Annotated in this window: 9 protein-coding genes; 1 reads left to right on the top strand and 8 read right to left on the bottom strand. The window is 42.6% G+C overall.

Annotated features, from left to right (window positions below; all coding sequences use genetic code 11):
* Positions 1-71: 71 nt before the first annotated feature.
* From RQP50_RS15850 to RQP50_RS15815, 8 genes are all read right to left on the bottom strand, one after another.
* The gene (locus RQP50_RS15850) at positions 72-722 is read right to left on the bottom strand and encodes a response regulator transcription factor (RefSeq protein WP_315745995.1); all 651 of its coding nucleotides are present in this window, start codon (positions 720-722) and stop codon (positions 72-74) included.
* On the bottom strand, positions 719-1,654 hold the full coding sequence (locus RQP50_RS15845) for a sensor histidine kinase (protein WP_315745994.1): 936 nt from the start codon (positions 1,652-1,654) through the stop codon (positions 719-721). Before RQP50_RS15845 ends, RQP50_RS15850 begins: the two co-directional genes overlap by 4 nt.
* A 457-nt stretch (positions 1,655-2,111) precedes the next feature.
* Positions 2,112-4,292, bottom strand: coding sequence for an MMPL family transporter (locus tag RQP50_RS15840; RefSeq protein WP_315745993.1), 2,181 nt, complete (start codon positions 4,290-4,292; stop codon positions 2,112-2,114).
* A 232-nt stretch (positions 4,293-4,524) separates the two neighbouring features.
* On the bottom strand, positions 4,525-6,909 hold the full coding sequence (locus tag RQP50_RS15835; protein ID WP_315745992.1) for a polyprenyl synthetase family protein: 2,385 nt from the start codon (positions 6,907-6,909) through the stop codon (positions 4,525-4,527).
* Positions 6,910-7,234: 325 nt separating this feature from the next.
* Entirely contained in the window at positions 7,235-8,104 is an 870-nt protein-coding gene (locus tag RQP50_RS15830) for an RsiV family protein (protein ID WP_315745991.1), read from the bottom strand.
* Positions 8,101-8,607, bottom strand: coding sequence for a sigma-70 family RNA polymerase sigma factor (locus tag RQP50_RS15825; protein ID WP_072729492.1), 507 nt, complete (start codon positions 8,605-8,607; stop codon positions 8,101-8,103). Before RQP50_RS15825 ends, RQP50_RS15830 begins: the two co-directional genes overlap by 4 nt.
* A 355-nt stretch (positions 8,608-8,962) precedes the next feature.
* Entirely contained in the window at positions 8,963-9,925 is a 963-nt protein-coding gene (locus RQP50_RS15820) for a hypothetical protein (protein WP_072729493.1), read from the bottom strand.
* 275 nt (positions 9,926-10,200) lie between these two features.
* A complete protein-coding gene (locus RQP50_RS15815; RefSeq protein ID WP_315745990.1) occupies positions 10,201-11,328 on the bottom strand; it encodes an NAD(P)/FAD-dependent oxidoreductase in 1,128 nt (375 codons plus the stop codon).
* Positions 11,329-11,656: 328 nt separating this feature from the next.
* On the opposite strand from RQP50_RS15815, the gene RQP50_RS15810 reads away from it, so the two are divergent.
* Positions 11,657-12,454 carry a DUF2935 domain-containing protein gene (locus RQP50_RS15810; RefSeq protein WP_072729495.1) on the top strand — a complete coding sequence of 266 codons (798 nt, stop codon included), beginning with the start codon at positions 11,657-11,659 and terminating at the stop codon, positions 12,452-12,454.
* The last annotated feature ends 9 nt before the right edge of the window (positions 12,455-12,463 follow it).

Genomic DNA, 12,463 nt, shown 5'->3' with positions numbered 1-12,463 from the left:
CGAGTTCGGCTCAATTTCAACATGTTATGCGGGGTTACTATAGAGGCTCATCAATCGGCTATTCAGGCATCTTAGAACTGGACGATGCCCCGTTCAACCGCGACAGCGACTGCTTGAGATCGCGAATTCACTCCTAGCTTGTTATAGATGCTCGTCAAATGAGCTTTGACTGTACGTTCGGATATACCCATATCACTAGCTATTTCTTTGCTGCGATACCCCCGCGCAATGGCCTGAAGGACGATTCGTTCCTTCTCAGATAGTACCATATGTTCTGTGGACGTAACTCGCTTATCATTGCCTTTATTCCTTGCCGCGAATACTCTTTCCATAATTTCAGGCTGCAGAAGCGTATCGCCACGAACCGCGGATTCGATCGTTCGGAATAAATGATCTCTGCCGGTATCCTTCAGGAGGTATCCTTTTGCCCCCAATTCCAGCCCGCTTATCATTAGTTCATCTTCATTATAAGTCGTCAATATAACGACGGGGATATCGAAGTTCCTTTCTTTTAGTTCCTTCATCGTCTCCAATCCGCTCATTTGAGGCATATTTAAATCCATCAAAATGACATCGGGCGTAAGAGATTCCAATAGTCGGAGAGTCTCCACTCCGTTCGCTGCTTCTCCTACGACTTGAAAATTATCGTTCGTCTCGATCATAAACTTGAGCCCTTCTCTTACTACAAGATGGTCGTCGACGATAAGTACGTTGTAAGTCATGAGTTCTCTCCTTTTTTCTCAGGTGTATCTATCCGAATCAGCGTTCCGCGAGGAATATTATTCGTAATAACAAGTGTTCCCCCTAAGATGCGAACTCGCTCCTTTATGCCGATTAATCCATAATGTCCAGTTAAGGAATCCTTTTGACTCAAAGCAATCCCTATCCCGTCGTCTTTGATTTCCAACTTCATGTTCCCGTCCTCTATTCGAACATATAGCCACACATGATTGGCTTCCGCATGCCGGGCAACGTTCGTTAAACATTCGCCTATAATGTAAAGTCCATGCTCCATCATCAACTTAGGTATGCTTCCCTTTATGCTCATATTAAGAAGCACTTGAATGCCGGTGGCATTCTGAAACCGTTCTACCTCGTTGTGAATCGCATCCGAGAAGTCGACTGTTGCAAACGTTTTGGAACGAAGATTATCAATCGCCAACCTGGCTTCCGATAACGTTTTCTTCGCATGAACCATGGAATGTTGAATGATTTCTTGTGCTCTTTGGGAGTTGCCTTTCGTCAAATGTGCATCGACAGCATCCAGCTGCATAATAATACCCGCAAGACCTTGGGCCAGCGTATCATGCAAATCCCGAGCCATTCGTTGACGTTCGTTAGCCAGTGTCAATTCCTCAACCTTGCGATGTGCGCGCTCTAGATCTTCAAGAAAGGCTTGGGTACGGAACCGAGCATGAACCTGTTCTAAAAATAAATCGGCAAACGAAACGAGAATGACGTTCATCATCGCATACAAGATCGTCATTAAAACCATTGATTCGGATTGCCCCATCATGTAGAGAGTTGATAGAAATAATACATAATACACAACAGACAGCATTACTATTTTACTTCTGTCATCGTAGACACCAACGCTTTGACCCGTCAACACGGGATACATCCCAAGCAAGACCATAAAAAGGGCCTGATCCATAATAAGCGCACATCCCATAATAATTAGGCCTTGAATCATGAAGTAGACCCAAGGATATTTTGCCGTAAGAGACGAGAAATGCCAAATTAATGAGGCGTGGAGAAGCATCAATCCCGAAAAGAAGGATAAAGAAATAAACGAGGGACCGTGTAATATCTGTACAAACATAGATATGAAATAAATGAAAAAAACCCAAGTCAAGCTCGGGACTCTGGCATTAAACATGGCATCGGGTAATTCGTTATATCGATTTATGTGCGACCTCTGCTTGAACTCGTTTCCCGTTTCCATGTGTCCTCCCCTTTCGTTCTATCCAGTATTTCAACTTTTTCCGATTTTCGATTATATTTTCTATTATACCCCTATTGTAAACATGAAAAAATCGTACATAAGGGCAGATCCCCTCATGTACGATTGGGCAATGATGTACTACCAGATATATATCTATTCGATCTTTTTAGACGATTTCTTTCTTTAGCTCCGATACTCTCTCAATAGACTCGCCTTCAACATCGATATTCGGCAATATGCGTCCAAGCCATTTCGGCAGGTACCATGCGGAGCGACCCATTAGTGTCATGACCGCAGGTACGATTGTCAGCCTTACAATAAATGCATCGAACAAGATGCCGAACGCTAATGCTAAGCCCATTGATTTAATCATGGTATCTTCAACGAAGATGAAGCTTGCAAACACGGCAATCATGATAAGACCGGCTGCCGTTACAACGCTTCCGCTATTTTTAAGACCGGACAATACGGCATTTTTCGCATTTCCTGAATGGTTATATTCTTCGCGCATGCGGCTGACGAGAAATACTTCATAGTCCATAGCTAATCCGAATAAAATTCCTGCAGTCAAGATAGGCAGGAAGTTCAATACAGGACCGGCTACAGGAATGTCGAACAGCTTAGCCAGATTGCCATCCTGAACGATAAATACGACGAATCCAAGCGTTGCTGTAAGCGTAAGAAGATAACCGATCACGGCTTTAATTGGCACCAAGATGGATCGGAATACCATCATGAGAAGAATTAAAGCAAGTCCCACAATCAGAGCAGCAAATTTAGGCAAAGCCTCATTTAATTTTTCGGTGATATCAATATTTACTGCCGTTGAACCTGTAACCATAACCTCAACTTGATCCTGTTGCATAAATTCAGCCGCCTTATCGCGGATCAAATGAACCAAGTCAGTTGTTTTCTCATCTTTAGGTTCGGTTCCAGGAATAATCGTTACCATGGCTATTTTACCTGTTGCATTCGGAACAGGTGGCGTTGCCATTGCCACATTTGGCAGCTTGCTTAGTTCCTTCCCTATCTTCGCGAATGTTGCTTGCAAGTTGTCTGTTGTCTCTGCCTTAAGAATAATAGCGAGCGGTCCGTTCATACCTGGCCCAAATCCTTCTGCTATTAAGTCATACCCGCGGCGTTCCGTTGTGTCGATCGATTTAGAGCCCTTATCTGGTAGACCGGTTTGCAAATGCAGTGCAGGCAGGCTTATTGCTCCTAACAGCAAAACACCTGCAAGCGCGATCGGTAATGGATATTTCGTAACGATTCGCCCCCAACGACTCGAGTGCGCGTTGTCTTTAGAAGGATTCTGAATGGAAGCAGCTTTCGATTTCGGACGAATCCGCTCACCTGCCATTCCTAGTAGCGCAGGAACGACGAGGATGGAAATGAGTACGGCCACAAGTACCGTGAATGCTCCCGCCACGCCCATGACCGTAATGAATGGAATACCCGTTACGGCTAATCCGGCAAGTGCTATGATAACTGTCAATCCGGCGAAAATAACAGCGCTGCCTGCGGTAGCATTTGCATGCGCAATGGACTCCTCCACGTCTTTGCCTTCAACAAGATTTTGTCTGAATCTCGAAATAATGAATAAACCATAGTCGATTCCGACTGCTAATCCAAGCATGATGGCAAGAATCAAAGAAAATGATGCCATTTCAATAAAATTAGAGGCAATGATGACGGACATTACCCCGATCACAAGTCCAATGATTGCTGTCAGTATAGGCAAACCAGCAGCGAGCAAGGATGTGAATGTTATCGCCAGAATCATAAATGCGGCAATAATGCCAATGATCTCGGACGTCCCGCCAATTTCAAGCTCGGAGAATTCGACGGTTCCGCCGAGTTCAGCCTGCAAGCCCTCGTTACGCGCCTGCTCCACACTTTTCAATACGAGCTCTTTAGATGCATCTGTGACTTGCAAAGCCTCGGATTTGTACGTAATAACCGCATATCCGATATCTTTTTTGTAACTGATCGTACCTGCCTCGTATGGGCTGACTATCGATGCAATTTCGGAGTCTTTCGATATAGACTTTAGCGTCTTGGCGATTATGTTTTGCGTGGATTTCGATGCAAGCGTTTGACCTTCTGGGGCTTTGAAAATCACTTGAATTGTACCGCCTTCAAGGCCAGTTCCTTGCGAAAACTCTTTTTTCAATACTTTCATTGCTTCCTCGGATTTGGTGCCAGGAATGGTTATTTCACCGTTTAAATGGATTCCCATTCCAAGACCAATTGATACGGCGATGATAAGTACTGCTATACTTCCAAACAAGACTTTCTTTCTGTTACGAGCAGCTGATATACCAAGCTTATACAAGAACGCTGCCATGTGTAATCACCATCCTCTACTAGCATGAATATCTGTCATTATAGCGATCAAACAGACATTTGAAATCGTACATGCGGGCAGAGTCAGAATGTACTTTCGGGCATGCCCTTTCGTGAATCGAAGCTAAATAGAAAGCCTCACGGCGTAAAAGAGCATAAAAAAACCGCGGTTTACGCGGTAGAATGTCTATACCTTTTTTCTATATATACATTATGATTACGCAATGTCCGAATTAGCGATCTCGGGTAACGATATAATTCAGTAGATGCTTCAAAAATGCAATATTGCGAGGGAATTTCTGCAAGGCTTCCGCTGCAAGACAATAGTGTTCCCACATCATCTTCCGCGCTTCATTCACACCTAGGATAGATACAAAATTCGAATTATTGTTCTCCTTATCTTGCCCAACCGGTTTCCCAAGCACGTGCATATTCCCTTCTTGATCAAGCAAATCATCCTTAATTTGAAAGGCAATACCAGCGTGATAGGCGAATTTCTTCAATATCGCAATCTCAGCTTCAGGAGCCTTGGCTAGAATTGCAGGCATGACGAGGGATGCCTCAAAGGCAACCCCTGTTTTGTAGAAACAGATGGTATTCAATTGCTCTAACGTCAGCGGCATTCCTTTTGACTGCAAGTCCATCGCTTGGCCTCTGCACAAATCTTCTGTCTTGCATGCCGAATACCGAATTAAGTTCAGAACAGTTGCAGCATCAAATTTATCTAGGGAGGATTGCTCTTGAATCGACCTCTGAATTAGCAATAGAGCTGTCAGTTCCGCAGTGGCGCTATTATATACATTATGGAGCGTAGGTTTTCCCCTGCGCGTATCGGCATTGTCTTGAGACGGAAGATCGTCGAAGATTAAAGATGCTGTATGCATATATTCCAATGATCGAAGCAGCGGTACGATGGCAGTTGACTGCAGCCCATATTCATTCACACCTATGACCCAAGTTAATATAGGGCGCAATCGTTTCCCGTCACCTGTCAAACTGTAATTGGCTGCGTCAAATAGTGAATCTTCAATTGGAAGTGTGCTAGGCTTGGTGACATGCAGGATGCTGTTAATCTCTTGTCGAATTGTCGCAATCGAATCATGGAAGTGTTCCTTCTCCTTCCGATTGTTCGCGAGTTGAATAACGAGCTGATCGCGAAGCAGTTTATCGAAGAAATCCACGTTGTCCGCCTTCTGCACCATCTGTTGCACAAGAGAAAGAAAGGTCGATTCATTGAAGTCGAATATATCCATGATTTCTTCATACTTAGCTTCCCCAACTCGTTCTCTGCAGCGCTTCAAGCCATTGATTGCCCGATCCAATATGACCTCGCGCGTCGCAGCATCAGAATGATGGACCTGATGGATAATATGGGAGATCACTGACCAGTACAACTCGAATGGATTCAGCAAATCAGGCCGTTGTTGATGATACTTCAAATAATACGTATAGGGCGTTACGGCTCCTTCCTGCATATCGTCGAACATATCCGCGAAATCATCCGCCAGCTGATTATAGATTCCGTAATAGAATGTCCGGTGTTCGAACCCGGAATCTTCAGGTGCACGGATAACCGAACGGACGATTAAGCGGGAAGATGATGATTTTAAGATGATTGGGATATAGAGCTCTTCATTCGTATAATTTGCATTTGCTAGATCTTTGACACGATCAATGTCCTGAGAATGAAAAAACACATAGGATTGTTCGAAAAAGGTGTTCTCAGACCGTGGATTTTGGTAACCCTTAATATAGGTGAACGCCTCGCACAGCTCAGAGTGGATAAAGTGAAACATATCGGTGTGCTTACCCGTCCACATTCCGAGTTCCGGAACGATTCCAGTAATCAAAGCCTCTCGAATCATATGTGAATATTGCACTTGTTCTTCTGCCGTTAATGCTCCAGAATCCAGAAGGTCGTCAATGAACGGGTAGGTCAGACCATAGCTATATCCCAGTCTGATTGCATCACCGAGCCGCTTGGCACGTTCTGCTGGGGGCACATTATCATCTATTTCTTCCTTCATATTCAGAACTACCCCGAGCATGATCTTAATCAGCTTGCGCTGGGCATGCTCTGCATTCATCTCTTTCGGAATATGAGAGGATACGGCATTCAGCTTGTTGATTACCCAGATGACATCCTCTTCAATTCCCTCCTTCTGAGCCCACCGATACAATCCCGATAAGCTCATCAATTCTGGAGGTTGTTTCTGATTCCTTATTTCCTGAGAGGCAACAAGCTGTTGCTTGATATCGGCAGCGAGGCGTATCACTCGAACGCGTATTTCAGGAGAATCTAATGGCTTGCCCAGATCTCTCATGTACATGTAGGATACGCTTCGATCCAAGTAATCATCTAGCCTTCCGGTTTGATTCAGCCATTGAATATATCTGTAGTACTCTTTCGTAGATGGCTTTTTCCTAATCTTCGAAAAAATAGATAGCCAAGAATAACGAGGAAGATGACCCTTCTTCCATAATCGAAAATCCTCTGTTAACTTCGTGACGTAAGTCTTCTTAGCTGTCTGTTCATACAACGCTGCAAAATATTGCTCTGCTCGCTGTTCAGCTTGCCGGTATGCAGTATGGGCATGATCGATAAGTGCTTCATTCATCAGGTGGCTTCCCTCGACTTCGATAAGATTATTCATTGTGCATGCGTCAACTCGTCAACAATTATTATCATTATACGTACAAGAATATTTTGGGTTACGTATTTTAGGCGCATCACCTCTTAACTCGAAGAAGCTGCCTTCCCAGACGAAGGCAGCTATGTGGAAACTTATGAATGTTATTGCTAACGAGCCAGTACAACGACGGTAATGTATTCTCGAATCATCGCGTTTGGCAAATAGTACAGCGCTCATACAGCACGTCCTAAACGTAAAGAGAGCACAACAAGCAGACGTAATGTTGCTTGGAGTACATCTTGAACATCCCTTACTTGACATAAACATTGCTTACTAGTACATCCGCAATTACTTTTGTCGGTATGATAAATTCAACCACGCCCATATAGCCAGGTGCGACATCATATTTATTGAAGGAAATGACGAGTTTTCCATTATTGTTTATATAGAAGCTCTGATCATGAGTTATGGTTTTGAAGCCCATTTCACCATCTAACCAATAGGTCTTATCGGAATCCGACTTCATTTGCTGTTTCATCTGTTCTTTAATATTTTCGCTGATAAGCTGTATATAGCTATTATCTTTAAATAAACTTGGTAAAGTAATTAATAGTTGATTTTGTTTGTCTATCGTATTGTACGTAAATGTAGTAGATGATGTACCGACCGTATTTGCAACATATCTGCCAATGGCAAGTATCTGATTGTTGTCAGTTTTGACCTCATAGCCGCTTTCTACACCTACATGTCCCCCGCCGCTTTTCTTTACTTCTTCCATTTCATCTTTAAAATCATTGTACAGTTTTTTATTTTCTTCGAGATATTTATTGTTTATGGCAGTTTCTAGTGCTTTATTATCCATATTCGTGATGGCAGGCACCTTGATATTGGCTTTGGCGGTCTCTTCATTCACAGTAAATTCAGTAAACGTGAGCACACTGACGAGCGAACCAACCAAGGGCACATTCGATATGGCTTTTGCAAAGGCGGGGCTAGTGTTGATCCCAGCTATCATCAGAATAGTTGCAGCTGCGCCTGCTCCAATCAGCTTCTTCGTCCAGTTCACTCGTTTCCGTTTCTTTTTCCCTTGTTTTATCGCATTCTTTACAACAGAATCTAATTCTTTAGGGATGGGTATATCTTTATATTTTCTTTTTAGACGGTCAAGTTGCTCGCTCATTTCTTTACCTCCTCTAACAATTCATTACTCAATTTAATTCGGAGTTTGCGGAGTCCTTGATATAACCGTGTTTTTATCGTATTGACGTTTTCATTCATGACTTCCGAAATTTTTTCTATTTTCATATCTTCAAAATATCGAAGTACAATGACAGTCCGGTATGCAGGAGGCAATTCATCCAATGCGTTTTCAAGATCAATGTCTTGGTAGACATCTTCTCCTGCTGGGGTGTGTAATTCCAATGTCTTATCATCTACAATCTGTATTTTTTTTTGCCTTCTTAGGAAATCGATCGCTGTATTGACTAATATTCTGTAAAACCAGCTCTTTATCGAGCCTTCGGATTTCAACGATTCTGATGATGACAGAGCTTTATGAATGGTATCCTGGATAATATCCAGTGCGTTTTCAGCATTTTTAACGTAACTATAAGCCAATCGATATATATCCTCTTTATGTTCCGTAATGAAACGAATAAGTAACTTTTCGAACTTGTGATTCATGCAGAGATTCTCCCTTTGATATGCGCATATCTTTTTGTTGCTATAGAATAAGACGAAGACAGCAACTCAAAAAGTTTGTACTTGAGTAGTGAAAAGTAGATGTAAAATTTTCATTTTTATCGAGATCATTGGGCAACTTTTATTTAATCACAAAAGTAAGATCATTCTGTGATGTAAATATAGGTACTGTCATCATCGTTCAACATTTTACGTTGTTAATGAAATCAAAAAAACTCGATCTCCTCTTTAAAAGGAAAATCGAGTTTTCGTGTCCTGCAGGTTCATTGATATTTATATCTAATTTGCAGATGTATTGATAACCTTTCTATATCTCTTAGATGTGTGAACTAAAAACCTATTTAATCAGCTCGAAAGATTTATTCAAATTTAGATCTTGATAGAGTTGATCGAACATTTTGCCATCTTTGGACTTCGGATCAAATGGATTGGATTGTGGCGTTGTAGATACATATACCATACCGTCGGCCTCTGCAATTACACTCCCTACAGGCGGGCCATCTTCATTGGAGAGGCGGCTCCAATCAGTCTTGTTAAAAACAGAGATCATCATCATTATTTCCGAATCTTTGTTATCTTTCGTCACGTATTCGAACTGCACGACATGCTTTGCGAATGGCATAACTTTATCTGCCTCTGCGCCTGAAATTGGGTTTACCTTGTAATGTCCATTCCATGAAGCAGGCAGTTTAACGCTGAATTTTGCCTGAGAATTCTCGTATAGCGCTTGATTATCCGCCATAACATCTTTGAGGTTAAGGTTTTCCCCAGTTAAGATAAGATGATCCACGAATCCGCCATTTCCGCCTTGAGGGGCCGTTACGATAATATCGTTCACTTTATTGCCCGTATAGTCGCCAATAATCAAATTCGGTTCTCTTCCGATTTCTCGATACATTTTTCCGTCCGATCCTTTGAATATCCAATCGTATTTCACGTATTTTTTGGTTTTTCCGTCCTGAATGATAATGGACAAGTCTCTCGCATAAGTATCCAGTTTTCCATTTAACTTTTCTTTTGTCCCGACCAATATCACGTTGTCTTGAATATTATCCCCAGTAATTTCGGATTGCTTATAATCAAGGACATACGTATTTTCCTTTAGTTTTAATTCTGGGATTCTACATTTTTGGCCAATCTCTACATTTGATGACTTATTATTTTTTGTCGGTTGAGTTACTGCTTTTGGAGTTGAGGATGCCTGTTTTGCAAATATTACTTGCGGTGTTCCGATGCTGACAGCACAAATGAGTCCCGCCATCGCTAATAAAGGAATTTTCTTTGCTTGTTGGTTTTTCATTATGTTACCTCCATGTATTCTTGCTTGCTGTACATAAGAAAGACGAATAAGCTATCTGAAAAAGTTTGATTTCGATAAAAAGAACAAGGAGAATGCTGAATTGTATATGGTGACGTAATGTGTCAAGGGAACGAAATCATCGGCATAGAAAGACGCCGCTATACTTCGAGGCGGAAGCTAGCGGCGTTATTGTACTCATGAACCTATGACGATCTTGAATCTTGTTATCATTGCTAAAAATTAAATTATGTTGCTACTTATCGATGGTCTGAGTTTCAGCTTTCCTCCATGGCATTTCGAATATCATAGTCAGCCGGATCGATATCAAGCTCCATATTCAGTGCCATTTTGGCAAGTTGGCTACCCAAATAAGGCCCTGCCGTCAATCCAGATGATCCTAGCCCATTGGCTGCAATAAGCCCCGCCCAGCCGGGAACAGCGCCGATAACGGGAAGGAAGCCTGGTGTGAAAGGGCGGAATCCGACTCTAATCTCCTCCATTGTGCTGTCCGCTAACTGTGGTGCTAAATGCAATCCTTTATTCAGAACCTCTTGTACTCCCCCTGCTGTTACTCTCGTATCATAACCTTCGACATCATTTTCATGTGTGGCTCCAATCACGATCTTCTGTTGGTCAAAGGTAAGCAAATATTGATCAGAAGGCGGAATAATTAAAGGCCAGCTGCCAGTGTCGTGTTTCCCTTGAACTCGTAAGTGCATGATTTGCGCCTTCTGATAGCCTACCTGAAAGTCAAGCCCTAATGGTCGAAGAAGCGGGTTAGCCCATGCTCCTGCACATACAATTACAAGCTCAGATGTGTAGCTCTGTTCACCTACGGATACACCTGTAACACGATTCGACTCATATTGAAGCGCAGCATCACCATTTATAAAGACAGCGCCATTTCTTTGAGCGGATCGGAGCAGAGCATCACGAAGTGCACGACCGTCTACTCGAGCGGCACCACTTATATGTACGGATCGATATCCCTCAGCCAACAGAGGAAATCGTTCCTGCGTTTCTGATTCATCAAGCTGTGTGATCTCCCCGATTTCTGGTGCATCTGCTTTACGTACGTATGCGCGCTCTTCCATTTTGATGAGTTTCTCAACATCTTCATGTATACAGAGAGCTCCCACTTGCGCATAACCCGTATCCGTCTCCCCTTCGCTCTGGAGATCCTGGATTAACTGCGGATAGAAATGGGCTCCGGCCTTCGCTAATCGGTACCAAGCTTTATTGCGTCGCTGTGACAGCCATGGACATATAATCCCTGCTGCAGCGTCTGTAGCTTGTCCTTGATCCTTACGGTCTACAATCAGGACATCCGCTCCGAACTTAGCCAACTGGTAAGCGGTCGATGCCCCAAGAATTCCTGCTCCTACAACGATGACTTTTTTCATACTTGATTTCCTCTCCTCATTTCCTGAGTCTATTATAACGAACTTTTCTTGAAAGGATAACATAAGCGATAGGTTCCAGTTTCTGTTTTCAGCGAAGAACCAATTCCTGAGCTGAAAGTTCAACAAAAGAAGAGCTTGATGGTTCAAGCTCTTCCTGACACTTTAGCTTATTTCTTGTTTATTTACATACACGTTCATTCAACAATACCTGAAAAATACGACTTGGGCTAATTTTCATTCCCTATGTTTGAAATATTACATAATCTGAATGCCAGAGAATACGATGAACTAAGGACTTTCCATTGTTTATCCATTGGAGGTGTGCACTGTGCCGGACTTATTTGTCTCACGCTCACTAGACGAAATACGCTTTTGGTCGCGCATTATGAAAGAACATTCTCTGTTTTTAAAGCTAGGATTTAGATGTGAAGATACACAGCTTATCAATGAAGCGAATCAGTTCTATTCCTTGTTTGAGCAGATTGAAAATCAATCGCATGCTTATAAGGAGGATACAGATCCACAAGTAATTGTTCGTTTTAATACAGAAGTGCGCAACGCAGCGGCGTACATATGGGCCTTCAAACGTAAAATACTCGGCTTTGTGCTCACTTGCCAGATGCCAGGCGCGAATAACTTCCCCTTGCTTATTGATCATACGAGCAGGGAAGCCAACTATTTCAGAAATCGTATGGAACAGCTGAATAATGGTCAGTTGGATCCACTCCCCGATGCAATCATTAATGAAAATGTATTCTTCTTGAAAATCATGGCCGATCACGCGAAGTTTATTGGGCATTTGCTTGATCCATCTGAACGCCAATTAGTTGAGCAGGCCCGCAATTTTAGTCATGACTTTGACCAGCTGCTCTATCAAGCGATTGATTTAGATCACATGCGACCACAATCGCAGACGAAGCCGCTATTGGAACAATTTTTGGATCAGAACCGCGTCTCCGTAACCTCCCTGCGTGATTTCAAAAAGACGGCGAGAGACTTGATTGATGCATGTAAAATCAAGAGCATTATTCATCCATTGCTAGCCGACCATGTATTTCGTGAAGCTGAACGCTTCCTTGAAATCATTGATATGTTCGAGAATAGCTTGGGGAATGTGAAACCGTAAGTTTCAAAC

This window comes from Paenibacillus suaedae (assembly GCF_032337355.1).
In the GTDB taxonomy this organism is placed as follows: Bacteria; Bacillota; Bacilli; order Paenibacillales; family Paenibacillaceae; genus Paenibacillus_B; species Paenibacillus_B suaedae.
This window is presented reverse-complemented; position numbering and strand designations above follow the sequence as displayed.

Bases quoted from the DNA above. Each gene is read 5' to 3' on its own strand.
- RQP50_RS15850 (WP_315745995.1), bottom strand. From the start codon at position 722: ATGACTTACAACGTACTTATCGTCGACGACCATCTTGTAGTAAGAGAA.
- RQP50_RS15845 (WP_315745994.1), bottom strand. From the start codon at position 1,654: ATGGATCAGGCCCTTTTTATGGTCTTGCTTGGGATGTATCCCGTGTTG.
- RQP50_RS15840 (WP_315745993.1), bottom strand. From the start codon at position 4,292: ATGGCAGCGTTCTTGTATAAGCTTGGTATATCAGCTGCTCGTAACAGA.
- RQP50_RS15835 (WP_315745992.1), bottom strand. From the start codon at position 6,909: ATGAATGAAGCACTTATCGATCATGCCCATACTGCATACCGGCAAGCT.
- RQP50_RS15830 (WP_315745991.1), bottom strand. From the start codon at position 8,104: ATGAGCGAGCAACTTGACCGTCTAAAAAGAAAATATAAAGATATACCC.
- RQP50_RS15825 (WP_072729492.1), bottom strand. From the start codon at position 8,607: ATGAATCACAAGTTCGAAAAGTTACTTATTCGTTTCATTACGGAACAT.
- RQP50_RS15820 (WP_072729493.1), bottom strand. From the start codon at position 9,925: ATGAAAAACCAACAAGCAAAGAAAATTCCTTTATTAGCGATGGCGGGA.
- RQP50_RS15815 (WP_315745990.1), bottom strand. From the start codon at position 11,328: ATGAAAAAAGTCATCGTTGTAGGAGCAGGAATTCTTGGGGCATCGACC.